Annotated in this window: 24 protein-coding genes and 1 tRNA gene; 18 read left to right on the plus strand and 7 right to left on the minus strand. The window is 66.0% G+C overall.

What is annotated here, in order from left to right:
- The first annotated feature begins 18 nt into the window (after positions 1-18).
- Together pyk and KV110_RS12360 are read left to right on the plus strand one after the other, a co-directional pair.
- Positions 19-1,437, plus strand: coding sequence for a pyruvate kinase (gene pyk, locus KV110_RS12355; protein WP_218476060.1), 1,419 nt, complete (start codon positions 19-21; stop codon positions 1,435-1,437).
- 93 nt (positions 1,438-1,530) lie between these two features.
- A complete protein-coding gene (locus tag KV110_RS12360; RefSeq protein ID WP_246634723.1) occupies positions 1,531-2,358 on the plus strand; it encodes an acyl-CoA thioesterase in 828 nt (275 codons plus the stop codon).
- 104 nt (positions 2,359-2,462) lie between these two features.
- Here the strand turns inward: KV110_RS12360 and KV110_RS12365 are convergent, their stop codons facing one another.
- The 3 genes from KV110_RS12365 to KV110_RS12375 form a co-directional block, all read right to left on the minus strand.
- Entirely contained in the window at positions 2,463-2,882 is a 420-nt protein-coding gene (locus tag KV110_RS12365; protein WP_218476062.1) for a hypothetical protein, read from the minus strand.
- A 133-nt stretch (positions 2,883-3,015) separates the two neighbouring features.
- Positions 3,016-3,636, minus strand: a complete 621-nt coding sequence (locus tag KV110_RS12370) for an arsenate reductase/protein-tyrosine-phosphatase family protein (RefSeq protein ID WP_218476064.1) — start codon at positions 3,634-3,636, stop codon at positions 3,016-3,018.
- Between the two features lie 539 nt (positions 3,637-4,175).
- Positions 4,176-4,259, minus strand: a tRNA-Leu gene (locus tag KV110_RS12375).
- Between the two features lie 378 nt (positions 4,260-4,637).
- Here KV110_RS12375 and KV110_RS12380 point away from each other — a divergent pair.
- The 8 genes from KV110_RS12380 to polA all read left to right on the plus strand — a co-directional run bounded on the left by KV110_RS12380 (position 4,638) and on the right by polA (position 15,625).
- Positions 4,638-5,255: an ANTAR domain-containing response regulator gene (locus tag KV110_RS12380; protein ID WP_218476065.1), complete on the plus strand. Its 618-nt coding sequence runs from the start codon at positions 4,638-4,640 to the stop codon at positions 5,253-5,255.
- Between the two features lie 231 nt (positions 5,256-5,486).
- Positions 5,487-6,683 (plus strand): branched-chain amino acid ABC transporter substrate-binding protein, encoded by a 1,197-nt coding sequence (locus KV110_RS12385; RefSeq protein WP_218476067.1) that lies wholly within the window; start codon positions 5,487-5,489, stop codon positions 6,681-6,683.
- A gap of 97 nt (positions 6,684-6,780) precedes the next feature.
- Complete coding sequence (locus KV110_RS12390; protein WP_218476069.1) at positions 6,781-7,818, plus strand: branched-chain amino acid ABC transporter permease; 1,038 nt, start codon at positions 6,781-6,783, stop codon at positions 7,816-7,818.
- Between the two features lie 47 nt (positions 7,819-7,865).
- Positions 7,866-9,242 carry a branched-chain amino acid ABC transporter permease gene (locus KV110_RS12395; protein ID WP_246634724.1) on the plus strand — a complete coding sequence of 459 codons (1,377 nt, stop codon included), beginning with the start codon at positions 7,866-7,868 and terminating at the stop codon, positions 9,240-9,242.
- Positions 9,239-10,234 carry an ABC transporter ATP-binding protein gene (locus KV110_RS12400; protein ID WP_218476073.1) on the plus strand — a complete coding sequence of 332 codons (996 nt, stop codon included), beginning with the start codon at positions 9,239-9,241 and terminating at the stop codon, positions 10,232-10,234. The genes KV110_RS12395 and KV110_RS12400 overlap by 4 nt, the downstream gene beginning before the upstream one ends.
- A 95-nt stretch (positions 10,235-10,329) precedes the next feature.
- Positions 10,330-11,025: an ABC transporter ATP-binding protein gene (locus KV110_RS12405; protein WP_218478395.1), complete on the plus strand. Its 696-nt coding sequence runs from the start codon at positions 10,330-10,332 to the stop codon at positions 11,023-11,025.
- A gap of 53 nt (positions 11,026-11,078) precedes the next feature.
- Positions 11,079-12,755, plus strand: coding sequence for a DUF885 domain-containing protein (locus KV110_RS12410; protein WP_246634491.1), 1,677 nt, complete (start codon positions 11,079-11,081; stop codon positions 12,753-12,755).
- A 206-nt stretch (positions 12,756-12,961) separates the two neighbouring features.
- The gene (polA, locus tag KV110_RS12415; protein ID WP_218478396.1) at positions 12,962-15,625 is read left to right on the plus strand and encodes a DNA polymerase I; all 2,664 of its coding nucleotides are present in this window, start codon (positions 12,962-12,964) and stop codon (positions 15,623-15,625) included.
- 266 nt (positions 15,626-15,891) lie between these two features.
- On the opposite strand, the gene KV110_RS12420 is transcribed toward polA, so the two are convergent.
- On the minus strand, positions 15,892-16,203 hold the full coding sequence (locus KV110_RS12420) for a DUF6191 domain-containing protein (protein WP_218476076.1): 312 nt from the start codon (positions 16,201-16,203) through the stop codon (positions 15,892-15,894).
- A gap of 351 nt (positions 16,204-16,554) precedes the next feature.
- Between KV110_RS12420 and KV110_RS12425 the strand changes: the two genes are divergently transcribed.
- Complete coding sequence (locus KV110_RS12425; protein WP_218476078.1) at positions 16,555-16,989, plus strand: 2-isopropylmalate synthase; 435 nt, start codon at positions 16,555-16,557, stop codon at positions 16,987-16,989.
- 63 nt (positions 16,990-17,052) lie between these two features.
- On the opposite strand, the gene trxA is transcribed toward KV110_RS12425, so the two are convergent.
- Positions 17,053-17,427 carry a thioredoxin gene (gene trxA / locus KV110_RS12430; protein ID WP_218476079.1) on the minus strand — a complete coding sequence of 125 codons (375 nt, stop codon included), beginning with the start codon at positions 17,425-17,427 and terminating at the stop codon, positions 17,053-17,055.
- 267 nt (positions 17,428-17,694) lie between these two features.
- Here trxA and KV110_RS12435 point away from each other — a divergent pair, with 267 nt between their 5' ends.
- The 4 genes from KV110_RS12435 to KV110_RS12450 all read left to right on the plus strand — a co-directional run bounded on the left by KV110_RS12435 (position 17,695) and on the right by KV110_RS12450 (position 21,556).
- Complete coding sequence (locus KV110_RS12435; protein ID WP_218478397.1) at positions 17,695-18,759, plus strand: isocitrate/isopropylmalate dehydrogenase family protein; 1,065 nt, start codon at positions 17,695-17,697, stop codon at positions 18,757-18,759.
- Positions 18,760-18,941: 182 nt separating this feature from the next.
- Positions 18,942-19,805: an ABC transporter substrate-binding protein gene (locus KV110_RS12440; RefSeq protein ID WP_246634725.1), complete on the plus strand. Its 864-nt coding sequence runs from the start codon at positions 18,942-18,944 to the stop codon at positions 19,803-19,805.
- 3 nt (positions 19,806-19,808) lie between these two features.
- On the plus strand, positions 19,809-20,768 hold the full coding sequence (locus KV110_RS12445; RefSeq protein WP_218476080.1) for an amino acid ABC transporter permease: 960 nt from the start codon (positions 19,809-19,811) through the stop codon (positions 20,766-20,768).
- A 35-nt stretch (positions 20,769-20,803) separates the two neighbouring features.
- On the plus strand, positions 20,804-21,556 hold the full coding sequence (locus tag KV110_RS12450) for an amino acid ABC transporter ATP-binding protein (protein ID WP_218476081.1): 753 nt from the start codon (positions 20,804-20,806) through the stop codon (positions 21,554-21,556).
- Between the two features lie 75 nt (positions 21,557-21,631).
- Here KV110_RS12450 and KV110_RS12455 read toward each other — a convergent pair whose 3' ends face one another.
- Complete coding sequence (locus tag KV110_RS12455; protein ID WP_218476082.1) at positions 21,632-22,540, minus strand: LysR family transcriptional regulator; 909 nt, start codon at positions 22,538-22,540, stop codon at positions 21,632-21,634.
- Between the two features lie 71 nt (positions 22,541-22,611).
- On the opposite strand from KV110_RS12455, the gene KV110_RS12460 reads away from it, so the two are divergent.
- The 3 genes from KV110_RS12460 (at position 22,612) to KV110_RS12470 (ending at position 25,131) form a co-directional block, all read left to right on the plus strand.
- Complete coding sequence (locus tag KV110_RS12460; protein ID WP_218476083.1) at positions 22,612-23,967, plus strand: FAD-binding oxidoreductase; 1,356 nt, start codon at positions 22,612-22,614, stop codon at positions 23,965-23,967.
- A gap of 114 nt (positions 23,968-24,081) precedes the next feature.
- Positions 24,082-24,966, plus strand: a complete 885-nt coding sequence (locus tag KV110_RS12465) for an SPFH domain-containing protein (protein ID WP_218476084.1) — start codon at positions 24,082-24,084, stop codon at positions 24,964-24,966.
- A gap of 12 nt (positions 24,967-24,978) precedes the next feature.
- A complete protein-coding gene (locus KV110_RS12470) occupies positions 24,979-25,131 on the plus strand; it encodes a type II toxin-antitoxin system antitoxin (RefSeq protein ID WP_141717931.1) in 153 nt (50 codons plus the stop codon).
- Between the two features lie 76 nt (positions 25,132-25,207).
- Here KV110_RS12470 and KV110_RS12475 read toward each other — a convergent pair whose 3' ends face one another.
- Positions 25,208-25,945 (minus strand): MerR family transcriptional regulator, encoded by a 738-nt coding sequence (locus KV110_RS12475; RefSeq protein ID WP_246634492.1) that lies wholly within the window; start codon positions 25,943-25,945, stop codon positions 25,208-25,210.
- Positions 25,946-26,050: the final 105 nt, after the last annotated feature.

Here is a 26,050-nt window from a genome sequence, read left to right on the forward strand (position 1 = left end):
CGGGACTAGGCTCTACCCGTGATGCGACGGACGAAGATTGTGTGCACGCTCGGCCCGGCCACTGCCACCGAGGACCGTATCCGCGAACTCGTCGAGAGCGGCATGGACGTGGCTCGGCTGAACTTCAGTCACGGCGAACACGCGGATCACGCCGAGAACTACAAGAAGGTACGGCAGGCCTCCGACCACCTCGGCAGAGCGGTCGGCATCCTTGCCGACCTGCAAGGACCGAAGATTCGGCTGGGCCGCTTCATCGAGGGCAAGACCGTCTGGGCGACGGGTGAAGAGGTACGGATCACCGTCGACGAGGTCGACGGAACCCATGACCGCGTTTCGACCACGTACAAGGAACTCGCCGCGGATGCCAAGCCGGGCGACCGCCTGCTCGTCGACGACGGCAAGGTCGGTCTCACCGTCACCAAGGTGGACGGCAACGATGTCGTCTGTCGGGTGACCGAGGGCGGACCGGTCTCCAACAACAAGGGTGTTTCGCTGCCCGGCATGGACGTGTCGGTGCCCGCGCTGTCCGAAAAGGACATCGAGGACCTGGAATTCGCGCTGAAGCTCGGTGTCGACTTCATCGCACTGTCGTTCGTGCGGTCCCCGGCCGACGTCGAGCTGGTGCACGACATCATGGACCGGGTCGGCCGCCGGGTGCCGGTGATCGGCAAGCTGGAGAAGCCGGAGGCCATCGACAACCTGGAAGCCATCGTGCTCGCCTTCGACGCGGTCATGGTCGCCCGTGGTGACCTCGGCGTCGAGCTGCCGCTGGAGCAGGTGCCGCTGGTGCAGAAGCGGGCCATCCAGATGGCGCGGGAGAACGCGAAGCCGGTGATCGTGGCGACCCAGATGCTGGAGTCGATGATCGAGAACTCGCGCCCAACCAGGGCCGAGGCCTCCGATGTCGCGAACGCGGTGCTCGACGGCGCCGACGCGGTGATGCTCTCCGGCGAGACCTCGGTCGGCGCCTACCCGATCGAGACGGTGCGCACCATGGCGCGCATCGTGCACGCGGTGGAGACCGAATCGACCAGGGTGCCGCCGCTGACCCACGTGCCGCGCACCAAGCGCGGCGTCATCTCCTACGCCGCCCGCGATATCGGCGAGCGGCTCAACGCCAAGGCGCTGGTCGCGTTCACTCAGTCCGGTGACACGGTGCGCCGACTGGCCCGGCTACACACCCCGCTGCCGCTGCTGGCGTTCACCCCGCTGCCCGAAGTCCGCAGCCAACTCGCGCTGACCTGGGGCACCGAGACCTTCATCGTGCCGATGGTGGACACCACCGACGCTATGATCCACCAGGTCGATGTAGCACTGCTGTCGATGGAGCGATACCAGAAGGGTGACCTCGTGGTGATCGTCGCCGGCTCCCCGCCGGGTACGGTCGGCTCTACCAACCTGATCCACGTGCATCGTATCGGTGAGGAGGATCATTAATTGAACGCTTCCCTAGGCGGTTCGGTGGTCGATTCGTCGGCGGCCGGGCGGTCCGACCTGGACGTGCTGCTCGGTCTGCTCGATCTGGAGCAGATGGACGAGGACGTCTTCGTCGGTCAGCATCCGGAGAAGGTGTGGAGCCGGACCTTCGGTGGCCAGCTCGTCGCGCAGGCGATCGTCGCGGCGGGCCGCACGGTGGGCGACCGGCCGGTGCACGCGGTCAACGCGCATTTCGTGCGCGGCGGCGACACCAAGAAGCCGATCGAGTACCGGGTGGACCGGCACCGCGACGGCCGCGCGTTCGCCAACCGCACCGTCACCGCGCTGCAGGACGATCAGGAGCTGTTCGTCATGCTCGCGGCGTTCCAGGACTGGAACAAGGGGCTCGAGCACGGGCATCCGCTGCCGGAAGTGCCGGACCCGGAGACGCTGCCTCGGGTGGAGGAGAGCTTCGAAGGCTTGGAAGACAAGCTGGAGATGTTCATCAAGGCGCCGCACCCGATCGACATGCGCTACACCAACGACCCGGCCTGGATTTTGAAGGGCACGGGGGAGCGGCTCAACCACAATCGGGTGTGGATGCGCACGGACGGGAAACTGCCCGACGATCCGCTGTTGCACGTCGCGACGCTGGGTTATTCATCCGACACCACGGTGCTGGATTCGATCATCACCACGCACGGACTTTCCTGGGGACTCGACCGGATCGTCGCGGCGACGGTGAATCATTCGATCTGGTTCCACCGGCCGTTCCGATTCGACGAGTGGGCGCTCTACGCCACCGAATCCCCGGTTGCCTCGGGCTCGCGCGGCCTGGCCACCGGTCGCTTCTTCTCCCGCTCCGGTGAGCTGCTGGCCACCACCGTGCAGGAGGGGCTGATTCGCCACTTCCCGGCGCGGCAGTCCGCGCGCAAGGGGTGAGCACGCACCGATAGCTACCGAGCCGACTTCCCGGTTGTCGATCCGCCGGGAAGTCGCTGCGGTGCAGTCGGATTCAGTGTTGATGCGCGTTCAGTGGCGGTACGTCAGATCCGTTCCCGCTCGATGTCGAGGTCGACGTCGGCGCGCTGCCTGGCGCGGATCGAGAACGGAATGTTCTGGCCAGGCTCGGTGCGCGCGACGCCGTAGATCCCGTGCAGCAGTTGCTGTTCCAGTCGCGCCGTGTCGGCATCGGTGAGTTCGGTCGGCGCGCCGACCAGGCTGAGTGCGATCTCGTAGGTGCCGCGGTCGCCCGGCTCGTCGCCGGGATGTTCCATCCGCCACTGTGTTTCGAGCGTCACGTGGATCGGATCGTCGGTGTCCACCGGCAGCGTGAAGCGCCACGCGAACACCTCGCGGTCCTGCAGATGGTCGTCCACGACCGCGCGCACGGTCTCGACGACTCGTTCGAGGGTTTCCGGTGTCACATACACATGGAGCGAAACATCCGAAATGCGTTTCGGCATGTCTATTCCTGTCGTGTGTCGAACCAGCAACGGCGGAAGTTGTTGTCCGCGGGAGTGTAATACCTTTTGCGCGAAAATGGACATAGCAGCCCTGCATTGCTGTGTCGGGCGGGCCTATTGTCCGGTCCGGGGCCTACTTGATGCGGTGCGCCGCCAGGAAAGACGCCAGTGGTGCGTCGGCCGCGTCCGGCTCGATGACCAGGCCGGTGCGCTCGTCGGCGACCGGCCGGGACTGCTCGTAGGGCGCAAGCGCGAGCAGCAGCGGAACCAATGCTTCGGCGATCCGATCGCTCACCTCGCAGTAGGCCTGCTCGGATAGCCCGATCGGGTCGGCGATGTTCTCCCGGCCGACGAACGCCAGATCGTTGCGGGCCTGATGCAGTTCGGCGATCGTGCGCGCACCGGTGACGTGCGCGATCCGGCGTGCTTCCAGCAGGGTGAAGGTGCGTGCGGCCACCCCGAAGCCCATTTCGCTGATCTGGTCGCGGATCTGCTGGGTCATGGCCAGCACCAGATCGGCGTTGTCGACCATCTCGTCCTTCAGCCGCCGTGCCTTGAAGTCGCTTGGATCCGCGCCGAGTCCGGCGATGGCCTGCGCGGCCAGCGGTTCGACCGGAAAGCCCACCAGCGCACGCGTTCCGGCGCTTTCCGCGGTCAGGTTCGGCAGGGCGTGTTCGACCGCGAGCGCGCGGGTGAGGCGCTCGGCAATCACCGAACGGCAGACATTGCCGTTGCAGACGAACAGGACGTGCATACGAATACGGTAAACGTTCGATAACGCCGCCGATGTCCGAAAACCTCCGAAACGCCCCCGCTGGAGGAATATTCATCTGCAGGTCAGGTGCCGTACACGGACCTCCGCGTACAAAGGGTACGCGGTGAGGTGTACGTCGCATTCGCAAATGATCATCAGGAGTGTGTCCCCCTACACTTACCCTGCGCGCAGAGCATCGAAACACACCGTTGTGATTGCCTCGTGATACGACCCGGGTAGCTACTCGAATTCGCTACTGTAGTAAGTCTTTTCGTCCACCACCGACCCGACCTCAGCCGGTTGGCCCTCAACCCGGCTCAGCCCTGCCGCTGAGTGCACACGACGTAGAAGGCACGCGACTGCGCGCATCACATTGTCGGCCCGCGATAGATCAACCATTCGCGCACACACGCAACCACTGCAAGGGGGGTTCGGGGGGCGAAGCCCCGCCGAGCGGGGTCTGGGGGTTGCACCCCCAGTGTGATGACGAGACGACCCCCGTCCGCGCGTTCCGCGGACAGAGTTCGCCTGTCGTCGAGTGCCGAGTGTGGGACTCGAACCCACACGTCCTTTCGGACAACGGTTTTTGAGACCGTCGCGTCTGCCAGTTCCGCCAACCCGGCGCACCGGGGGGAAATGATAGCGGGTGGTAGGGGTCGGAAGCGAACTGGCTGCTTCCTTCGGCGGGCAAGCGCGGTTTGCCCTGGGTATATGCGTTCTATGCCGAAGTGAAAGGTACTCTTTACATCACTCGATAGCGCGGTGGCGAGGTCGATGGTCGGCTAGTTGGACCAACGTCCAACCTCCGGCGGGTCGGGACAGGCATCTGAAGCAGAGGGGTCTACCTATGAGTGAGCGCAGCGAGCGAATCATGTGCCAGCGCGCCGTGCGCATGCTGGAACCGAGCGTCAGCGAGGTGCAGGCATGAGTGAGCGCAGCGAGCGAATCATGTGCCAGCGCGCCGTGCGCATGCCGGAACCGAGCGTCAGCGAGGTGCAGGCATGAGCACAGCAGCAGGGGGCGCAAGCACGAAGCGCGACACGGGGGCAAAGCGGGTTGTCGTCGCCGAGGACGAAGCGCTCATCCGCATGGATCTGGTCGAGATGCTGACCGAAGAGGGCTATCTGGTGGTCGGCGAGGCGGGTGACGGCCAGCAGGCGGTGGATCTCGCGGTGGAGCATCGGCCGGATCTGGTCATCATGGATGTGAAGATGCCGCGCCGCGACGGTATCGACGCCGCCGCCGAGATCGCGTCGAAACGTGTTGCGCCGGTGGTGATCTTGACCGCGTTCAGTCAGCGCGACCTGGTCGAGCGGGCCCGCGACGCGGGCGCGATGGCCTATCTGGTGAAGCCGTTCACCAAGTCGGATCTGGTGCCCGCGATCGAGCTGGCGGCCAGCCGCTTCCACGAGATCACCGCGCTGGAGAGCGAGGTGGCGAATCTGTCCGACCGGCTGGAGACGCGCAAGCTGGTGGAGCGCGCCAAGGGCGTGCTGATGCAGACGCAGGGTCTTTCCGAGCCGCAGGCCTTCAAGTGGATTCAGCGGACCGCAATGGACCGACGCACTACCATGAAGGCGGTTGCCGAGGTCGTGCTGGAGAACCTCGCACCCAAGTGACCTCCGCTTGCCTTCCGGGCGAGAATTTTACGCACGTGAAACGCGATCGTGAACAAAAAATTCGACCCGATGTCGCTTTCATGATGCGAATGTGATGCGGAACTAACGTACCAACGCTATGTTCTGACCGGGCTGACGTGGTCGGCCTCCTCGGCGATCCCGGGGGAGCACAGGACTTAGAGGTGAAACGTGCTTAGTTCGACATGGCACAGTCGTACGACGCGAGGGGTTTTGGCTATCGGCGCTGCCGCCGCGCTGGTGCTGACCGGTTGTAGTGACAAATCGACCGACAACGGTTCGGGCCCGACCGGCACCAACGGTGCAGCCGGCCTGTCCATCCAGCCGGTAGTGCAGGTGGACATCAACGGCAAAGAAGTTCCGAAGACCGACCCGGCCAAGGCCGCCGACCCCGCGGGTGACGGCAAGGCGACCTGCGCGCCGACCACGGTCGCCTTCGCCGGCCCGTTGACCGGCCCGAACGCCGCTCTCGGGATCAACATCGACATGGGCGCGAAGCTGGCCATCGACCAGCACAACAAGGCCAACCCCGGCTGCCAGATCACGTTGAAGTCGTTCGACACCGAGGGTGACCCGCAGAAGGCCACCCAGGTGATCCCGCAGATCGTCAACGACAGGTCGATCGTCGCGCTGCTCGGCCCCACCTTCTCCGGTGAGACCAAGGCGACCGGCAAGATCCTCAGCGACGCGGGGTTGGCCTCGCTGAGCTCCTCGGCGACCAATGCCACGCTCACCCAGAACGGCTGGACCAGCTTCTTCCGCGGTCTGGCCCATGACGACGTGCAGGGTCCGTCGGTGGCGAAGTACCTGACCGGCACCGCGGGCTACAAGAAGGTCTGCGTCGTCCAGGACAACACCGACTACGGCACCGGCCTGGCCAAGAGCATCACCGACGGCCTCGGCGCCGTTGCCGATCCCGGCTGCTCGTCCAGCATCAAGGCCGGTGACAAGGACTTCTCCGCAACGGTCACCAAGGTCGCCTCGGCGAACGCGGACGCCGTGTTCTTCGCCGGTTACTACGCCGAGGGCGCGCCGCTCGCCCAGCAGCTGAAGTCCGGTGGCTTCAAGGGCGTCTTCGTCGGCCCGGACGGGGTCAACGATCCGCAGTTCCTGTCCCAGGCGGGCAGCGCGGCCAAGGGTGCGACGCTGACCTGCCCGTGTGGCCCGGCGCCGGAGAAGTTCGCGAAGGACTACAAGGCGTTGAACGGCCAGGAGTCGGGTGTGTACTCGGTGGAGGCATACGACCTGGCCACGATCCTGGCCAAGGGCATCGACGGCGGCAAGGTGACTCGCCCTGACCTGCTCGAATTCGTCCGGAACTACGACGGTGCCGGTTTGGCGCGTCAGTACAAGTGGAGCCCCAACGGGGAACTGAGCAACGCGCTGATCTGGATCTACACGGTCAAGTAACCCATACACACGAGTCGCGCAGCACGTACCGGGGTTCGCGCGAATCCCGATACGTGCTGCTGTTTCGTGAGGGCGAATGAATGAGGGCGAATTACGAATGACTTCCACTGCAATAGTCGGCGCGGTACAACTCGCCGACGGCTCGATCGACTTCAACTATCAAGGAGTGATCGACGATTTCTGGCGACTGACCGTCGACGGATTGTCCTATGGTGCTATCTACGCACTGGTCGCTGTCGGCTACACCCTGGTCTACGGCGTTTTGCGGCTTATCAATTTTGCCCATTCGGAAATATTCATGCTCGGCCTGTTCGGTCAGTATGTCGGACTGATGTTGCTCGGATTTTCGCCGAGCGGTGATGTCTACTCGCAGGGCATCATCCTCACCATCACCTATCTGGCGTTGGCGATGATCTTCGGCATGGCGGTCTCCGGTGCCGCGGCTGTCGGATTGGAACGCGTCGCCTATCGGCCGCTGCGCAGGCGCGGCGCCAAGCCCCTGATCTTTCTCATCACCGCCATCGGCGCCTCGTTCGTGATCCAGGAGATCGTGCACTTCGTGCTGCCCAAGATCTGGCCGAGTCTGGGTGGCACCAACGCCCAGAAGCCGATCATGCTGGTGGAGCCGACCAAACAGTTCAGCTTCGGCGGCGCGGACATCACCAACATCACCATCGTGATCATCGTCGCCGCGGTGATCTTGGCGATCGTCACCGAACTGCTGATCAACCAGACCAAGTTCGGCCGCGGCATCCGAGCTGTGGCGCAGGATCCCGACACCGCGACGCTCATGGGCGTCTCGCGAGAACGCGTCATCATGCTCACCTTCCTCATCGGCGGTGTGCTCGCCGGTGCGGCCGCGCTGCTGTACGCGCTCAAGATTCCGAACGGGATCATCTACTCGGGCGGATTCATCCTCGGCATCAAGGCTTTCAGTGCCGCGGTGCTCGGCGGTATCGGCAACCTGCGCGGCGCGCTGCTCGGCGGCCTGCTGCTCGGGCTGGCGGAGAACTACGGCCAGATCCTGTTCGGCACCGAATGGCGCGACGTGGTCGCGTTCGTGGTGCTGGTGCTGGTCTTGATGATTCGGCCCACCGGCATTCTGGGTGAGAGTCTCGGGAAGGCGCGCGCATGAGCAACACATCAACCAAGCCCGCCGTCCCGCCCGCACCGGAGCGGCCGATGCACGGTGTCGGTGACGCCTTGCGCTCCTGGTGGGGTGGTCTGTCCCGGCCGGCCCAGTGGGCCGTCGGTATTCCCGCCATTATCGCGCTGGCGTTGCTTCCGCTGTTCCCGCCGCCGTTCCTGGATACCCCGGGCACCAGTTTCGGCGGGGTCATGGCGCAGTTCGCCATGTATGCCCTCCTCGCTATCGGCTTGAATGTCGTTGTCGGACAGGCTGGTCTGCTCGACCTCGGCTACGTCGGCTTCTACGCCGTCGGTGCCTATACGGTCGGTCTGCTCACCAGCCCGAACAGTCCGTGGAATCAAACCGACGGCGGCTGGCTGAGTGAAGACTGGGCGTGGCTGGCGTGCCTACCGCTGGCCGCGGCGGTCACCGCGATGTCCGGTCTGGTCCTGGGTACCCCGACGCTGCGGCTGCGCGGCGACTATCTGGCGATCGTGACGCTCGGCTTCGGCGAGATCGTCCGGTTGCTCGCCGACAACCTCGGCGATGTGACCAACGGCAGCCTCGGCTTGTCCGGTATCGCCTACCCACAGGTCGGTGAGTCGGCTGAGCGACCAAACGGCATCTTCTCCTCCGGCAATGTCGGCGACGCGGATTCGGCGAACATCTTCGACAAGGCCAATGCCGGAACCTGGTGGTTCTGGATCGGCATGGTGCTGGTGATCCTCACCCTGCTGATCGTCGGCAACCTCGAGCGCAGCCGAGTCGGCCGGGCCTGGGTCGCGATCCGCGAAGACGAGGACGCGGCCGAGGTCATGGGCGTGCCCGCGTTCAAGTTCAAGCTGTGGGCCTTCACGATCGGCGCCGCGGTCGGCGGATTGTCCGGCGCGCTGTACGCGGGTCAGGTGCAGTTCATCAACCCGACCGGGTTCAACATCATCAACTCGATGCTGTTCCTGTGCGCGGTCGTCATCGGCGGGCAGGGCAACAAGCTCGGCGTGATCGTCGGCGCATTCATCATCGTGTACTTGCCGAACCGACTGCTGTCGGTGCAGGCGGTCGGTCAGACGGCGGTCGGCTGGATCTCCCTCGCCTTCACCGTCGCCCTCGTCGTCGCGCTGATCGTGGTGTGGCGCAGGTGGGCTCGCAATCAGGAACGTCCGATCAAATTCGGCTATCTGGCCGCGGCGGCCGTGTCGGTGATCGTGATGCTCGTGGTGCTCAACAACGTGCTCAGGTTCCAGGCGCCCGGCGCACAGTCGCTCGGTGACTACAAGTATCTGTTCTTCGGGATCACGCTGATGGTGCTCATGATCTTCAAACCGCAGGGCCTGTTCCCGGTCCGGCAGAAGTTGCTCGCCTACGGGCGGCAGGTATATCAAGCCGTGCGTAAGCCGTTCGGCGACGAGACGATCGGAGCGAACCGATGACCGGGCCTGGCGCGGGTGGCGCGCTGTTCGACAACGAGGACATGGCCGCGGGCTATGTCGCGGAACCCGAAGCGGCGCCCAGTGCCGGTGTGGTCGACCTGACCGCGGTGATACCGGACCTGGCCGACGCGGAGACGGTCGCGGAGGTCGTCGCCTCCAGCCGCGAGATCGAAACGGCCGTCGGTGCGCCGCTTTTGCGCACCGAGGACCTGACCGTCAAGTTCGGCGGTCTCACGGCATTGGACGCGGTGAGCTTCGAGATCCGCCGCGGCGAGATCCTCGGGCTCATCGGGCCCAACGGTGCCGGAAAAACGACCTGCTTCAACGCGATCACCGGTGTCTACCGGCCGTCGTCTGGAACGGTGTATTTCGATGGCGCGCCCCTGACGAAGACCAAGCGCAACGCCATCACCCGGCTCGGTATCGCCCGCACCTTCCAGAACATCCGGCTCTTCAACGAGATGACCGCGCTGGAGAACGTGGTGGTCGGCACCGACGCCAGGCACCGAACCTCGGTGCCGGGCGCCATTTTCCGGACCGCGCGGCATCGCCGCGAGGAACACGACGCGATCGAGCGGGGCATGGCGCTGCTCGAATTCGTCGGCATCGCACCGAAGGCGGTGGAGAAGGCGCGCAACCTCTCCTACGGCGATCAACGCCGGTTGGAGATCGCCAGGGCGCTGGCCACCGAGCCGAAGCTGCTGTGTCTGGATGAGCCCGCGGCCGGTTTCAATCCGAGCGAGAAGTCGGCGCTGATGGATCTGATCCGCAAGATCCGCGATGACGGGTTCACGGTGCTGCTGATCGAGCACGATATGCGCCTGGTCATGGGCGTGACCGACCGAATCGTGGTGCTGGAGTTCGGCCGCAAGATCGCCGACGGACTGCCAGCGGATATCCGGGAGAACCCCGCGGTGATCGCCGCCTATCTCGGTGTGCCCGATGACGACACCGGCTCGGGGACGGCAAGCGCGCACGGGACGGATGGGTAGGAGCGGCGATGGTATCGAACAAAGAACCAGGCACCGGCGAGCAGACCGTGGGTCTGGCAAAGAGTGGCGCGGACGCACTGCTCGAAGTCGAGGACATGGTCGTCAACTACGGCAGAATCCAGGCGCTGCACGGGATTTCGCTGCGGGTGGCGCAGGGCGAGCTGGTGACACTGCTCGGCGCGAACGGTGCGGGCAAGACCACCACCATGCGCGCGCTTTCCGGTCTGCTGCCGTTGACTCGTGGCCGGGTCATCTTCGAGGGCCGCGACATCACCCACATGAAGGCGCATGAGCGAGTGGGCGAGGGCCTGATCCAGGCACCGGAAGGCCGGGGTGTCTTCCCCGGCATGACGGTGCAGGAAAACCTCGACATGGGTTGCTACGGAAGGCCGTTCAAGCAGAAGGCGGAGTACAGCCAGACCCTCGAGTGGGTGTTCGAGTTGTTCCCGCGCATGTCGGAACGACGCAAGCAGGTCGGCGGCACCCTGTCCGGCGGCGAGCAGCAGATGCTGGCCATCGGGCGGGCGCTGATGGCCAGGCCGCGACTGCTGTTGCTGGATGAGCCGTCGATGGGCTTGGCGCCCATGATCATTCAGCAGATCTTCCGGATCATCTCGGAGATCAACCAGCAGGGCACCACGGTGCTGCTGGTCGAGCAGAACGCCCAGCAGGCGCTCTCGCGCAGCAGCCGCGCCTACATCATGGAGACGGGCGAGGTGACCAAGACCGGCTCCGGCGCGGAGTTGCTCACCGATCCCGCGGTCAAGTCGGCGTACCTGGGCGTCGGCTAGTTCAGCGGTAAACCCCAGTGCCGCAAGGCCGTCCTCGAGGCATGATCATGACCATGAGTGGTCACGATGAGCTGATGGGTCTGGCCGAGCGGTACTGGGATTCCTTCCTGGCGGCCAAACCGAGTGATGCGACGCTGCTCGGCGACCGGCGGTTCGACGATCGCATCGAAGACCTGTCCGTCGCGGCCGAAGAGCGGTTGCTCTCGACCTGGCGCGAACTGTTGCGTCAGGTCGAGGCGCTCGACGCCGAACGGCTCGACCCGACCGACCGCATCACTCGCGGCCTGCTGCGCACCGAATTGACCAATGCGGTCGAGCGGTTGGAGTGGCGGCCGCTGGAAATGGCCGCCGACCAGATGGAGGGCGTGCACGCCTATGTGCTGACGCTGGCGCCGCAGACCAACGCGCCGCAGCCGGAAAATGCGCTCGCGCTGGTCCAGCGGTACCGGCAGTTCGGCACCATGCTGAGCCAGGCCGTCGCGCGGTTCCGGGACGGCCTCGCCGCGGGCCGCGTACCCGCGCGGATCACCATCGAGCGGTCGCTGAACCAGCTCGACGGATATCTGTCCTCGGAGCTGTCCGAAGACCCGTTCGTCACCCTCGCCGGTCCGCCGGACTGGGCCGGTACGGCCGACTGGCGCGCCGAATTGACCGAGGTGGCACGGGAAGTCATCCGCCCGGCGTTCCAGAGCTACCGGGAAACGCTGTTCGACGAGCTGCTGCCGGTGAGTCGTCCCGACGACAAACCGGGCCTGTGCTGGCTCGGTGCGGACGGCGAGGACATCTACCGTCGCCAGCTGCGCTACCACACCACCCTGCCCGACCTCGGCGCCGACGAGATCCACGACCTCGGGCTGACCGAGCTCGCCGCGCTGCGCGAGGAATACGCGACCATCGGCGAGCGGCTGTTCGGTACCGCCGACCTCGGCGAGATCTTCGGCAGGCTGCGCGACGATCCCGCGCTGCGCTACGCCGACGGCGAGCAGATCATGTTCGACGCCCGCCGGGCACTAACCTCGGCGACCGCCGAGATGGGCAACTGGTTCGGCAGGCTGCCCAAGGAATCCTGCGACATCGTGCCGGTGCCCGAATTCCTCGCCGCGGACGCGCCCGCGGCCTACTACTTTCCGCCTGCCGCGGACGGTTCCCGGCCCGGGACCTATTTCGTCAACCAGTACCACCCCACCGGTCGCGGGCAGTTCGAGACGGCCTCGGTGGCCTTCCACGAGGCCATCCCCGGCCATCACCTCCAGCTCACCATCGCCAACGAGCTCGACCACCTGCCGCGCTTCCAGCGGCAGTCCTACGCGAACACCGCGTTCGTCGAGGGCTGGGCGCTCTACACCGAGCGGCTCGCCGACGAAATGGGCTTGTACGAGGACGATTTGGGGCGGCTCGGGATGCTGTCGGGTGATTCGTGGCGATCGTGCCGCCTGGTCGTCGACACCGGTCTGCACACGAAAGGCTGGAGCAGGCAGCAGGCGATCGACTTCATGGTGGCCAACGCGCCGGTCGGCATCGCCGAGATCACCACCGAGGTCGACCGCTATATCGCCATGCCGGGGCAGGCGGTCGGCTACAAGATCGGTCAGCTGGAGATCCGGCGGCAGCGGTTGGCGGCCACCGAGCGCCTCGGCAGCGCCTTCGACATCAAGGCCTTCCACGACGTGGTGCTCGGCTCCGGCTCGGTCAGCTTGCCGGTGCTGCGGGAGCTCGTCGCGACCCTGTGAGTGCGCGCTGGGGCGCCGCGCAGCCGTAGTTACCTGCGTCACTGTGCGGCGGGGTCGACACCCGGTAGGGCCGCCGCGGGTGTCGGCGTATCAGCTTGTCGGTGGCGGTCCCTAGACTCTTGGGCGTGAGTTCACCCACGACTGCTCAGCGTCCCGCCACCGCGTCCGGCTCCAGCGAATCCGCACCGGGAGACCGGCCGACTCTGATGCTGCTGGACGGGCATTCGATCGCCTATCGCGCGTTCTTCGCGCTACCGGCGGAGAACTTCAAGACGGTGACCGGACAGACCACCAACGCGGTGTACGGATTCACCGCGATGCTGATCAATCTGCTGCGCGACGAGAAGCCGACGCATATCGCCACGGCCTTCGACGTGAACCGCAAGACGTTCCGTACCGAGGCTTACCCGGAATACAAGGCGAACCGCAGCGCCACACCGGACGAGTTCCGCGGGCAGGTCGAACTCACCAAGGACGTGCTCGGCGCGATGGGCATCCCGGTGATGGCGATCGAGGGTTTCGAGGCCGACGACATCATCGCGACACTCACCACGCGGGCGGTGGCCGAGGGATTCCGGGTGCTGATCGTCTCCGGTGACCGGGACGCCATCCAGCTGGTCAACGAGAACGTGACGGTGCTGTACCCGCGCAAGGGTGTGTCCGACTTGACCAGGTTCACCCCCGACGAGGTGTTCACCAAGTACGGCCTCACGCCGAGCCAGTACCCGGACTACGCGGCGCTGCGCGGCGACCCGAGCGACAACCTGCCCGGCATTCCCGGCGTCGGCGAGAAGACCGCCGCCAAGTGGATTCGCGAATACGGCGACCTGAACACGCTCGTCGAAAAGGTGGACGAGGTGAAGGGCAAGGTCGGCGACGCACTGCGGGCCAACCTGAGCAGCGTGGTGCTCAACCGTCAGCTCACCGAGATGGTGCGCGACATGCCGCTGCCTTACACACCCGACCAGCTGGCGCAGGCGCCGTGGGACCGCAACAAGATCCATCAGCTCTTCGACGACCTGGAGTTCCGCGTGCTGCGGGACCGGCTGTTCGAGACGCTGGCCCCGAAGGAGCCGGAGGCCGAGGCGGGCTTCGAGATCAGCGGCGGCGCGCTGGAGGTGGGCGCGGTGGCCGACTGGCTCGCCGAGCACGCGAAAGCCGGTGCCCGGCAGGGCGTCTCGATCGTCGGATCGGGCACCCCCGGCAGTGGCGACGTGCGCGCGGTTGCCATCGCGGCGGCCGACGGCGAGAGCGGCTACATCGACGTCGCCGTGCTGACCCCGGAAGACGAAGCGGCACTCGGCGCTTGGCTCGCCGACCCGGCCGTGCCGAAGGCGCTGCACGAGGCGAAGTCCGCCATGCACGCGTTGCGTGGTCGCGGCTGGACCCTCGGCGGACTCACCAGCGACACCGCGCTGGCCGCCTACCTGGTGCGTCCCGGTCAGCGCAGCTTCAACCTCGACGACCTTTCGCTGCGTTACCTGCGCCGCGAACTGCGGGCCGAGACCAATGAGACCCCGCAGCTGTCGCTGCTCGACGACGAGGACACCGTCGACGCCGAAGTCGCGCAGACCGAGATGCTGCGCGCCAGGGCCGTCGCCGACCTCGCCGCCGCGCTCGACACCGAGCTCGAGCAGATCGAATCCGTCCCGCTGCTCGAGGACATGGAACTGCCGCTGCTCAGCGTGCTCGCCAACCTGGAGGACGCGGGCATCGCGGTCGACACCGACCAACTGGAGACATTGCAGCGCCAGTTCGCCGACAAGGTGACCGAGGCGGCCAACGCGGCCTACGAGGTGATCGGCAAGCAGATCAACCTCGGCTCGCCGAAGCAGCTGCAAGTGGTGCTGTTCGACGAGCTCGACATGCCGAAGACCAAGCGCACCAAGACCGGCTACACCACCGACGCCGACGCGCTGGAATCGCTGTTCGAGAAGACCGAGCACCCGTTCCTGCAACATCTGCTCGAACACCGCGACGCCACCAGGCTGAAGGTGACCGTCGACGGCCTGTTGAAGTGCGTCGCCGACGACGGGCGCATCCACACCACGTTCAACCAGACCATCGCCGCCACCGGCCGGCTCTCGTCCACCGAGCCGAACCTGCAGAACATCCCGATCCGCACCGACACCGGCAGGCAGATCCGCGACACCTTCGTCGTCGGCTCGGGTTACCAGTCGCTGATGACCGCGGACTACAGCCAGATCGAGATGCGCATCATGGCGCATCTGTCCGCCGATGAGGGCCTGATCGAGGCCTTCAACTCCGGCGAAGACCTGCACACCTTCGTGGCGTCCAAGGCATTCGACATCCCGATCGCCGAGGTGACCCCCGAACTGCGCCGCCGGATCAAGGCGATGTCCTACGGTCTCGCCTACGGCCTGAGCTCCTATGGTCTTGCCGCCCAGCTGAAGATCAGCACCACCGAGGCCAAGGAGCAGATGGACGTCTACTTCGCGCGCTTCGGCGGCATCCGCGACTACCTGTACGAGGTGGTCGAGCAGGCCCGCAAGGTCGGCTACACCTCCACCCTGTTCGGCAGGCGTCGCTACCTGCCGGATCTGGATTCCAGCAACCGGCAGCGCCGCGAGGCCGCCGAGCGGATGGCCCTCAACGCCCCGATCCAGGGCACCGCCGCCGACATCATCAAGGTCGCGATGATCAATGTGCACAAGGCGATTCAAGAGGCCGGACTGCGCTCCCGGATGCTGCTGCAGATCCACGACGAATTGCTGTTCGAAGTCGCCGACGGCGAGCGGGAAACCTTGGAAACACTGGCCCGCGAACAAATGTCGGCCGCCATCCACCTCTCGGTACCCCTGGACGTCTCGGTCGGCACCGGCCGAAGCTGGGATAACGCCGCCCACTGAGCACCAGCGATCGGCGCCGCGCCAAAGCACGCCTGCCGCGCACCTTTTCGCAGAGTGCGCGCGAATTCGCTAGCGATTTCGTGTGCGGCAGGGTGAGTTGTGAGCGGCGGCCGAGCTGTGCGCAGCGGGGCGTACTGACGCGCTAATCGCCCCTCGTGCGCACCTTTTCGGTTGGCGCGCGTAGTTATCCGCTAGCGATTGGTGCGCGGCGGGATGAGTTGTGCGCGGCGGGGCGGGGGCGTGCGGGGTGGGGCGTTGGCGAGTTGCTACGGCTGGTGGCGGACGAGGCGGGCCGAGCCGGAGGTGAGGTCCACTTCGTCGCGCGGGGGTGCACCATCGGACTTGTCTTCCTTGTGCATCAGCGTTGTCAGTCGTTGCTCGAACTCGTACTGCTTGGACCCCTGGAAGACGGCGGTCACTTCCTCGAAGCCGGTGGCCGAGATCGGACTACCGGCGCGCTTGCGCGTCCACGGCAGGATCCGGCTGCCGGTGAGCCTGTTCCACAGCACTTCGGCGAAGGCGACGACGATGAGCAGGATGGCCAGCCCGGGGATGGTCATGGCGACGAGAGCACCCATGGCTCCGAAGGTACGCGGCCGCGGGGTCGCCGGGCCTGAGCTGGGTAAACAATACTCGCCAGTAGACAAAACGGGCAGCAAATATGGTTGCTATTGCGCCGAGATGTCCCTATCCTCAAGCGCGTGCCGAATCCCGCCGACCGCCACAGCGCAGCGCTCAACGTCGCAGACCGCGACAGCGTTGTGCTACTTCCGCTTACCGCGATGGTGGCGCAGCGGCGACTTCTCGTAGTAACCCGCCGTAGCGGGGTCTGATTCGGACCGGCCCCCTCGCTGCGGGCTGAATGACTTGTTAGTGCTGGTCCCCTCTGTCAACTGAGCCACGACATTCCTCGGGAAGACCTACTTTCAATGACAATCCTCACTCTCGATACCCACACGTTCCATGCCGCCGCCCCCAAGGGCCTGCGCGCCGAAAGTGCCGGTCTCACACCGGCGCAATTCCACCAGCGCTACTGCGAACACACCGGGCCGATCCGGCTGGGCGACTGGTCGCCCGCGGGTAGCCGGACCGCGGATTTCGCCGTCACGCTGGAGTTCGCCGACCACCTGCGCACGGTTGTCGCCTCCGGCAGCCTCGTCGCGGCGATGACCTCCGCCCTCTACGAGGAGGGCTACCACGTCGAGATCCTGCAATTCCACCAGCGCAAAACCGGCGAAGGCACCGCGACCTTCGTGCAGTGCGAATGCAACGGCAGGCGCGGCTGGGGTGCGGCACTGGCCGACGACGGCGCCGAATCGACGGTTCGCGCGATGATCGCCGGCGTCAACCTGCTCGGTAGCTGAGAACCGAAACAAGGGCCGTTCCTCGCCATGAGAGGAACGGCCCTTGTGATTCGACGAGACGAGTTACTGGTCGGCGCCGGCCTGTTGCTCGGCGAGCTGCTTGCGCACTTCGTCCATGTCCAGTTCCTTCACCTGGGTGACCAGGTCCTCCAGCGCGGCGGGCGGCAGTGCGCCGGGCTGCGCGAAGACCAGCACACCCTCGCGGAACGCCATGATGGTCGGGATGGAGCGAATATTGGCGGCGGCCGCGAGCCCCTGCTGGGCTTCGGTGTCGACCTTGCCGTGCACGACATCGGCGTGCTTCTCCGAGGAGGCCTCGAAGGTGGGTGCGAAGCTCTTGCATGGGCCGCACCACTCAGCCCAGAAATCGACGAGTACCACGTCGTTTCCGGTGACTACCTCGTCAAAATTCTGTTCGGTCAGCGTCTGGGTGGCCATGACGTCCTCTCGTATTCGGTATGCCAGCTGTAACGCCGGCCGTTGTCTTTATCTTCCACGGCCGAGGCAGCCAACGGATGCCGAGTCGGGTTGTTGTCCTCAATGAGGTCTTCCCCGGCAGGGGCGGCCTGACACCCCCCTAATTCGGCCGACTACACCCCCTGCCTCCAGGAAATAGCGGGTCGCGGCCCGCCTGGATGGGCCGGTGCGCGGGCACTCGCGGCTCGACGCGAGGATGGTGCGGTGAACGAGGCGAATGAGCAGCGGATGCGACTCGGACTGATCGACGGGGACGGCATCGGCCCCGAAGTGGTGCGTGCCACCCAGCAGGTCGTCGACGAGGCGGTGTCGGCGGTGGGCGCCGCGCCGATCGAATGGGTGCCGCTGCTCATGGGCCATCGAGCCATCGAGGAATACGGCGATCCGCTGCCGGAGCAGACCCTGACCGCGCTGGACGACGTGCACGCCTGGATCCTCGGCCCGCACGACAATGCCTCCTACCCGGCGCAATACCGCACCGCGGTCGCGCCGGGCGGTGCGATCCGCAAGCGATTCGGCCTGTACGCCAACATCCGCCCGGCCCGGGCATTCGTCGGCGTGCACGCGGCGGCGCCGAAGATCGACCTGGTCATCGTCCGGGAGAACAGCGAAGGTTTCTACGCCGATCGCAATATGTTCGCCGGATCGGGGGAGTTCCGGCCGACCGAGGACGTGGCGATGGCGGTCGGCGTGGTGACCCGGAAGGCATGTGAGCGAATCGCGCACGAGGCGCTGCGGCTCGCCGCGACGCGTCGCAATCGGCTCACCATTGTGCACAAGGCCAATGTGCTGCCGATGACCATGGGCCTGTTCCGCGACGTTTGCTATGAGATTGCCCACGCTTATCCGGGGGTGCGGGTGGACGACGAACACGTCGACGCCACCGCCGCCCATCTGGTCCGTGCCGCCGCCGACTACGACGTTTTGGTCACCGAAAACCTCTTCGGCGACATCCTCTCCGACCTCGCGGGCGAGCTGAGCGGCTCGCTCGGCCTGGCCGCTTCGCTCAACTGCTCGGCCGAACACGCCATGGCACAGGCCGTGCACGGTGCCGCGCCCACCCTCGCCGGGCACAACAGCGCGAATCCGGCCGCCCTGCAACTGTCCTCGGCAATGTTGTTGCGCTGGTTGGGAACTCGCGCGGGTGACGGCGCCATTGGACACGCCGCGGAGCGCATCGAACGAGCCGTCGCGGCCACCTTCGAGGCGGGTATCGCGACCGCGGACCTTGGCGGACTCGCATCGACCAGCGAGTTCACCGAACAGGTTTGTGCTAGGGTCCACCGCCGGTAGTCAGAGTGTGGTAGCTCGGAGTGTTCAGCAAGGAACGGATCAATCTTCCGTTACTGTCCAGCACGAAGCGTCTCGGTCGCTTAGATTGCCAACGGGTGGTGACACCCGGGTTTCTTGAATCCGAAATGTGGAGGGCTGCTGTGTCTGTTCGATCGGTTCTTGGCAGGCGCGCCCTGCAGGCGATGTGCGTACTCGCCGGAGGCGCACTTGTCCTGACGGGCTGTAGTAATACCGAAGACTCCGGACCTGCCGTGGAGAAGGTGCAGGGGGTCGAGAAAGTCGACGCGATCGCGGCGCAGCTCCCCGACAAGATCAAGCAGTCCGGCAAGCTCATTGTCGGCGTGAACGTCCCGTACCAGCCCAACGAGTACAAGGACCCGAGCGGCAAGATCGTCGGTTACGACGTGGATCTGATGGACGCAGTCGCCGCCACCCTCGGCCTGAAGGCCGAATACGTCGAGTCCGCCTTCGAGAAAATCATTCCCGCGATCCAGGCCGGTACCTACGACGTGGGCATGTCGTCGATGACCGACTCCAAGGAGCGGGAGAAGGAAGTCGATTTCGTCACCTACTACAGCGCGGGCATCCAGTGGGCGCAGCAGAAGGGCAAGCCGATCGACCCGAACAACGCGTGCGGCAAGCGGGTTGCCGTGCAGGCCACGACGGTCGAGCACACTGAAGAGGTACCGGCAAAGAGCGCGAAGTGCGTGGCCGAAGGCAAGCCCCCCATCGATATGAAGGCCTTCGATGAGCAGAGCGCCGCGACCAACGCCGTCGTGCTCGGCCAGGTCGACGCGATGTCGGCCGATTCTCCGGTGACCGCGTACGCGATCAAGCTGAGCGAGGGCAAGCTCGAAAAGGCCGGTGCCGCTTTTGAATCCGCTCCCTACGGCTGGCCAGTTCCGAAGGGCTCGCCGCTGGCAGCGGCGCTGCAGAAGGCGGTGCAGCACCTGATGGACAACGGAAAGTACCTGGAGATCGCGAAGAATTGGGGCGTCGAGGAAGGCGCGATCACCAAGTCGGTTATCAACGGTGCCGTGAGCTGATCGATGACCTCGAACGAAACCAAGCCGGAGCCCGGCGATCCCGGGCCCGGTATGGCAGACCTGTCGGGTGAGCCGGAACCGATCAAAGCGGTTCCGTTGCGCAGGCCCGGGCGGTGGATCGCCGCCGTGCTCATCCTGGTGCTCGTCGGGCTTTTCCTCTACGGTGCCGCGACCAACCCGGCCTATCGCTGGGAGATCTACGCGAAGTACCTGTTCGACAGCCGGATCGTCGCCGGTGCGGTGGTCACCCTCGAACTGACCGTGCTCGCCATGGCGATCGCCGTCTCGCTCGGCACGGTGCTCGCGGTAATGCGGCTTTCGCCGAACCCGGTGCTGCGCTCGGCGGCCTGGGTGTATCTGTGGATCTTCCGCGGCACACCGGTGTATGTGCAGTTGGTGTTCTGGGGCCTGTTCCCGTCGCTGTATACGACGATCGTGCTCGGCGTCCCGTTCGGCCCGCATCTGCTGGAGCTGGACATCCAGCACCTGCAGGCGGCATTCACCTTCGCGGTGATCGGTCTCGGCCTCAACGAGGCCGCCTACATGGCCGAAATCGTCCGTGCCGGAATCAATTCCGTCGGTGAAGGACAGCGCGAGGCCTCGACGGCGCTCGGCATGTCCTGGAGTCTGACAATGCGGCGGACCGTACTGCCGCAGGCCATGCGGGTGATCATCCCGCCGACCGGCAACGAGCTGATCGGCATGCTGAAAACCACGTCGCTGGTCACCGCGATCCCGCTCAGCATCGACCTCTACGGTCGGGCCCGCGACATCTCCGCCGTGAACCTGCGCCCGATCCCGCTGTTGCTCGCCTCGGCCACCTGGTACCTCGCGATCACCAGCGTGCTGATGGTCGGGCAGTTCTACCTGGAGCGTTACTACTCGCGCGGCCTGTCCCGGCAGTTGACCGGCAAGCAGCTGCAGGAGCTCGCCGACGCCCAGACGATTGTGAAGGCCAAATGAGTGCGGACGCGAGTGTTGATAAAGACACTCTTCCGATGATCGTCGCCGACCGGGTGTGCAAGAACTTCGGCGCGTTGCAGGTGCTCAAGGGTGTTTCGCTGGAGGTCGGCCGCGGCGAGGTGTTGTGTGTCATCGGGCCGTCCGGCTCAGGCAAGTCCACCTTCCTGCGCTGCATCAACCACCTCGAGCAGGTGAATGCCGGTCGGCTCTATGTGGACGGCGAGCTCGTCGGCTACCAGGAGAAGAACGGCAAGCTCTACGAGCTGCACCCGCGCGAGGCCGCCCGGCAGCGCCGCGAAATCGGCATGGTGTTCCAGCATTTCAATCTGTTCCCGCACCGCACGGTGCTGGAGAACGTGATCGAGGCGCCGACCCAGGTCAAGAAGCTCCGCAAGGCCGAGGCGGTGACCAGGGCGCAGGAGCTGCTGGACCGAGTCGGCTTGGCGGAGAAGGCGAACGCCTACCCGGCGCAGCTGTCCGGCGGACAGCAGCAGCGCGTCGCCATCGCCCGCGCGCTGGCGATGGACCCGAAGCTGATGCTGTTCGACGAGCCGACTTCGGCCCTGGACCCGGAGTTGGTCGGCGAGGTGCTCGCGGTGATGCGTGAGCTCGCCCAGTCGGGCATGACCATGGTCGTGGTCACCCACGAAATGGGCTTCGCCCGCGAGGTCGCCGACAAGCTCGTCTTCATGGACGCCGGGGTGATCGTCGAAGCAGGCGCGCCCCGCGACCTGCTCGCCAACCCGAAACACGAACGCACCCAAGCCTTCCTGTCCCGTCTCCTCTGAGCCAGGGTGCGCACACCCTTTCCGCAAGCCGCACACCGGGTGTGCGGCTGACGGAAAGGGTGTGCGGCCGCGGTTTCAGGACGGTTCTGGGGTCTGGCGGAGTGCGATGCGTAGTTGGCCCAGGAGGACTTTCGCCGCTGGGGTGCCTGGGCGGTCGGTGCGCCAAACCAGGGCGAGTCTGCCGTGGAGTTCGGGCTGGATGATGCGGACGGTGCGCACGCCGAAAGCCGTTGCCTCCTCGGCGGTGAGCGCCGGTACCACGGCGATGCCGAGTCCGCGCGCGGCGAGCTGGAGCAGGAGCGGGGGAGCTGCCGCTTCGAAGGCGATGTTCGGTGTGAAACCGGCTGCGGCGCAGGAGCGTTCGAAGACGCCGCGGATGCCGGTGCCGGGCGGTAGGCAGATCAGTGGGTGGTCACGCAGTGCGGTGAGCGGGATTTCGTCGCCGTGCGTCCGATCATCGGCCGCTACGGCGGCGACCACCGCCGTCTCCAACACCACATCCAGGCCGATGCCGGAATCCATTGGACCGCCGGATAATCCGATCAAAGCAATGTCGAGGTCGCCGCGGCTCAGTGCCGCGAGCATCCGTTCGGAGGTGTCCTCGGTGAGACTGATGCCGACCTGCGGGTGATCGTCGTGGAAGTCCGCCAGCACGGCGGCGACATCGAATTCCTCGGTGGCGGCGCCGGAGATGAGGCCGACGCGGACGTGCCCGCGCAGCAGGCCGGTGAATTCGTCCACCGTCTGGGTGATCCGTTCGGTCGCCGCCAGTGCGGCGCGGGCGTGCTTCAGCACCGCCGTCCCGATCTCGGTTGGCGTCACCGTGCGGCCGCTGCGGTCGAGCAATTGCTGCCCGAGCTCGCGTTCGAGCTGGCGGATCTGCGCGCTCAAGCCCGGTTGCGCCAGGTGCAGGCGCGCGGCGGCACGGGTGAAGTTGGCTTCCTCCACCACGGTGACGAAATAGCGGAGCTGACGCAGTTCCATAACTATCAATTCTAGAGTCGAGAAGATCTATCTGTTGTACTTCTGACTCAACGGCGAGCATCGTCGGAGTCATGGGAAACAACGCAGCACACAACATCGACACTGACACCTTCACCGGCCCGGTCTTCCGCCCGGGAGACACCGGATACGACGAGGAGATCGCGGGCTTCCAGACCGCCTACGCGCACCGGCCCGCCCTCGTCGTCGGCGCCGTGCACGCCGAGGACGTCCGCGCCGCAGTGGAATACGCTGCGCGTCAGGCTCTTCCGGTTGCGGTGCAGGCGACCGGTCACGGGCTGTCGGTCGCGGCCGATGGGGGAGTGCTGATCAGCACGCGCCGGATGACCGCCGTCGAGATCGACCCGGCCGCCCGGACCGCACGGATCGGCGCCGGAGTGCGCGCAGGCGCCCTGGTCGAGGCCGCCGCGGCGCACGGTCTCGCACCGCTGAGCGGTTCCTCGCCCTCGGTCGGCGTGGTCGGCTATCTGCTCGGTGGTGGAGTCGGCCTGCTGGCAAGGCAATTCGGCTACGCGGCCGAGCAGGTGCGCGCCGTCGAACTGGTCACCGCCGACGGGCGGATGCGCAGGCTCGTCCCCGGCGACGAGCTGTTCGGTGCCGTGCTGGGCAGTGGCGGCAATTTCGGCGTGGTGACCGCGGTCGAGCTCGCCCTGCTGCCGGTCACCGAGGTGTACGGCGGCCAGCTGGTATTCGACGCCCCGCTGGTCGAGCAGGCGCTGGAGGTCTGGCGGCGATGGGCCGCAACGGTTCCCGACGAGCTGACCTCCACCGTCGCCACGCTGACCTTCCCCGACATCCCGCAGGTCCCCGCCGCGCTGCGCGGCCGCTATGTGGCGTCGTTCCGCATCGCCTACAACGGTTCCGCCGAGGCGGGCGAGCGGCTGGTGGCGCCGCTGCGCGCGGTGGGCGACCGACTGAAGGACGATCTACGCACGATGCCCTACACCGAGTCGCACACCATCCACAGCGACCCCGACCACCCGCATGCCTACGCCGCCACCAACGCGTTGCTCAGCGACCTCAACGGAGACACGTTGTCCGCCTTGCGCGCTGCGGCGGGACCGGGTTCCGACGCCGTCGTCGACATCCGTCACCTCGGCGGCGCGTTGAGCACGCCGAGCCGGACCGGTACCGTCGTCGACCACCGCGATGCCGCCTACCTCGTCCGCGTCATCACCGACTCCGACGACGCCACCGCCGCCAAGGACAAGATCCGCACCGCCCTCGCCCCCTGGACCATCGGCCACAGCCTCAACTTCCTTTACGGTGCGGGCGCGGACGCCGACGAGGCCCAAACCCGGGCCGGATACACCCCAGGCACCTACACCCGCCTCGCCACCCTGAAGGCAAAGTACGACCCGCACAACATGTTCCGCTTCAACCGCAACATTCGCCCCGCCGCGAACTGAGCCGCTACCGGGCCCCCGCGAACCGGCACCGAGATTCGCGGGAGCTTCCGGTAGTGCCAATCGGAGTATCAGTCTGCTAGCCTAGTGATATCACTTTGATACTTGGAGGATGTCATGAAGCTTCGGCCCGCATTACACGTCAACGGCTTCTTGGTGCTGGTGGCGTGGCTGGTGCTCACCCTCGTGTTCGGTGGCGCCGCCGCGTGGGGCTACCTCGCGATGGCGCGGGACCAGAACGTGCCCGCCCTGATCGGCGCGATCGTCGCCACCTTCGTGGTGCTCGTGCTGCTGCTGGCGGCGACCGGTCTGATCATCGTGAACCCGAACGAAGCCCAGGTGGTGCAGTTCTTCGGCCGCTACATCGGCTCGGTGAGCGAGCCCGGCTTCTACTCGGTGCTCCCGCTCACCGACCGTCGCCGGATCTCCTTGCGGGTGCGTAACTTCGAGACGCAGAAGCTGAAGGTCAACGACGCCGACGGCAACCCGGTCGAGATCGCCGCCGTGGTGGTCTACCGCGTGGTCGACAGCTTCAAGGCCGCGTTCTCCGTCGACGACTACGAGGAGTACGTGCAGACCCAGTCCGAGGCCGCGGTCCGGCACCTGGCCACCACGCACCCGTACGACTCGCACGACGCGACCCGCACCAGCCTGCGCGACGGCGCCGAGGTGGCCGAGGAACTCACCGTCGAGTTGCGCGACCGCACCGAGCTGGCCGGCATCGAGGTCCTCGAGGCCCGCATCACCCACCTCGCCTACGCCCCGGAAATCGCCCAGGCCATGCTGGTCCGCCAGCAGGCCGCCCAGGTGGTCGCCGCCCGCACCCAGATCGTCGAGGGCGCGGTCGGCATGGTCAGCCTCGCGCTGGAGCGGCTCACCGAACAGGGCGTCGTGGAATTGGACGAGGAGCGCCGCGCCGCAATGGTTTCCAACCTGCTTGTGGTCCTTTGCGGTGACCGGGCCACCCAGCCTGTCGTGAACACCGGCTCCCTCTACAACTGAGCGCCGAAGCCCATGGCTGAGCGCAAAAAGCTGCTGTTACGGCTCGATCCGGCCGTCCACGAGGCCATCGCCAAGTGGGCAGCCGACGACCTGCGCAGCATCAATGCCCAAATCGAGTACGCCATCCGGCTAGCCCTCGAACAAGCAGGCCGCAAGCCGAAATAGCCGAATCGATCAACCGACGGGTCCGGGCCTATGCCCGGACCCGTCTTCGTTCTTCGAACGGGACATAGCGGAGGGCTTATTCGCGTTTTGCCGCAGCCGTGTCCCGCTCGGTGAGCAGGGCTAGGTAGGTGGCCAGGTGGGCGCCGCCGGTGAGCATGGCGTGGCCGCGGTGGGTGAGGCGGGCTTGCCATTCGTCGAGGACGTCGGCTAGGTCGGGTGAATCGCCTGCGGCGCGTAGGTGATCGATGAAGAGTTTGATGCGGGGGAGGGGGTAGCCGCCGCGGCGGAGTTGGTTGGTCACGTGGGCGTCGCGCACTACGTCGGGTGGGTAGACGCGGTAGCCGGTCGCTCGATCGCGGTGCGGGCGCAGGATGCCCGCGGCTTCCCATTTGCGCAGGGACGCGGGATGGATGCCGACGCGATGCGCCAAGGCGCCGATAGTCATTGCGGCGGTGCTGTTCTCGGTGGGGGCTGGGTCGGCGGACAGGGCGTCGAGGGCGGCGGCGACCTCGTCGAGGGTGCGGCGTTCGTGCAAGAGGTCGGCGTGCGCCTGATCGATGAGACGAAACATTGTCGCCTGGTCCGGTCGGTGCGCGGCGCGCAGAATGGCGGCGGACGTCTGATGCCCGTAGCCATGGCGCAGGGCCAGGAAGGCGCGCAGCGCTTGCGCGTGTGCCTCGGTGTATCGGCGGTACCCGGTGTCGCTGCGTTCGGCGGGCGGGAGGATTCCTTCGTCCTCATAGTTGCGGACCGCCTGGGTGGACAGACCGTGTTCGTGTGCAAGGTCGGCGGGCCGCAGAGCTCGTGCTGGCATCTCACTATTTTGAAGGTTTACGCCGCCTTTATCAGCTAGTACTTGGAAAAGTGCCAACCGAGTGTTCAACGATACGGTCGAAGGTGTCGAACGGAATTCCAGAAA

This window comes from Nocardia iowensis (assembly GCF_019222765.1).
GTDB lineage: Bacteria > Actinomycetota > Actinomycetes > Mycobacteriales > Mycobacteriaceae > Nocardia > Nocardia iowensis.

Bases quoted from the DNA above. Each gene is read 5' to 3' on its own strand.
- KV110_RS12360 (WP_246634723.1), top strand. From the start codon at position 1,531: ATGGACGAGGACGTCTTCGTCGGTCAGCATCCGGAGAAGGTGTGGAGC.
- KV110_RS12365 (WP_218476062.1), bottom strand. From the start codon at position 2,882: ATGCCGAAACGCATTTCGGATGTTTCGCTCCATGTGTATGTGACACCG.
- KV110_RS12370 (WP_218476064.1), bottom strand. From the start codon at position 3,636: ATGCACGTCCTGTTCGTCTGCAACGGCAATGTCTGCCGTTCGGTGATT.
- KV110_RS12380 (WP_218476065.1), top strand. From the start codon at position 4,638: ATGAGCACAGCAGCAGGGGGCGCAAGCACGAAGCGCGACACGGGGGCA.
- KV110_RS12390 (WP_218476069.1), top strand. From the start codon at position 6,781: ATGACTTCCACTGCAATAGTCGGCGCGGTACAACTCGCCGACGGCTCG.
- KV110_RS12395 (WP_246634724.1), top strand. From the start codon at position 7,866: ATGCACGGTGTCGGTGACGCCTTGCGCTCCTGGTGGGGTGGTCTGTCC.
- KV110_RS12400 (WP_218476073.1), top strand. From the start codon at position 9,239: ATGACCGGGCCTGGCGCGGGTGGCGCGCTGTTCGACAACGAGGACATG.
- KV110_RS12405 (WP_218478395.1), top strand. From the start codon at position 10,330: ATGGTCGTCAACTACGGCAGAATCCAGGCGCTGCACGGGATTTCGCTG.
- KV110_RS12410 (WP_246634491.1), top strand. From the start codon at position 11,079: ATGAGTGGTCACGATGAGCTGATGGGTCTGGCCGAGCGGTACTGGGAT.
- polA (WP_218478396.1), top strand. From the start codon at position 12,962: ATGCTGCTGGACGGGCATTCGATCGCCTATCGCGCGTTCTTCGCGCTA.
- KV110_RS12420 (WP_218476076.1), bottom strand. From the start codon at position 16,203: ATGGGTGCTCTCGTCGCCATGACCATCCCCGGGCTGGCCATCCTGCTC.
- KV110_RS12425 (WP_218476078.1), top strand. From the start codon at position 16,555: ATGACAATCCTCACTCTCGATACCCACACGTTCCATGCCGCCGCCCCC.
- trxA (WP_218476079.1), bottom strand. From the start codon at position 17,427: ATGGCCACCCAGACGCTGACCGAACAGAATTTTGACGAGGTAGTCACC.
- KV110_RS12435 (WP_218478397.1), top strand. From the start codon at position 17,695: ATGCGACTCGGACTGATCGACGGGGACGGCATCGGCCCCGAAGTGGTG.
- KV110_RS12440 (WP_246634725.1), top strand. From the start codon at position 18,942: ATGTGCGTACTCGCCGGAGGCGCACTTGTCCTGACGGGCTGTAGTAAT.
- KV110_RS12445 (WP_218476080.1), top strand. From the start codon at position 19,809: ATGACCTCGAACGAAACCAAGCCGGAGCCCGGCGATCCCGGGCCCGGT.
- KV110_RS12450 (WP_218476081.1), top strand. From the start codon at position 20,804: ATGATCGTCGCCGACCGGGTGTGCAAGAACTTCGGCGCGTTGCAGGTG.
- KV110_RS12455 (WP_218476082.1), bottom strand. From the start codon at position 22,540: ATGGAACTGCGTCAGCTCCGCTATTTCGTCACCGTGGTGGAGGAAGCC.
- KV110_RS12460 (WP_218476083.1), top strand. From the start codon at position 22,612: ATGGGAAACAACGCAGCACACAACATCGACACTGACACCTTCACCGGC.
- KV110_RS12465 (WP_218476084.1), top strand. From the start codon at position 24,082: ATGAAGCTTCGGCCCGCATTACACGTCAACGGCTTCTTGGTGCTGGTG.
- KV110_RS12470 (WP_141717931.1), top strand. From the start codon at position 24,979: ATGGCTGAGCGCAAAAAGCTGCTGTTACGGCTCGATCCGGCCGTCCAC.
- KV110_RS12475 (WP_246634492.1), bottom strand. From the start codon at position 25,945: ATGCCAGCACGAGCTCTGCGGCCCGCCGACCTTGCACACGAACACGGT.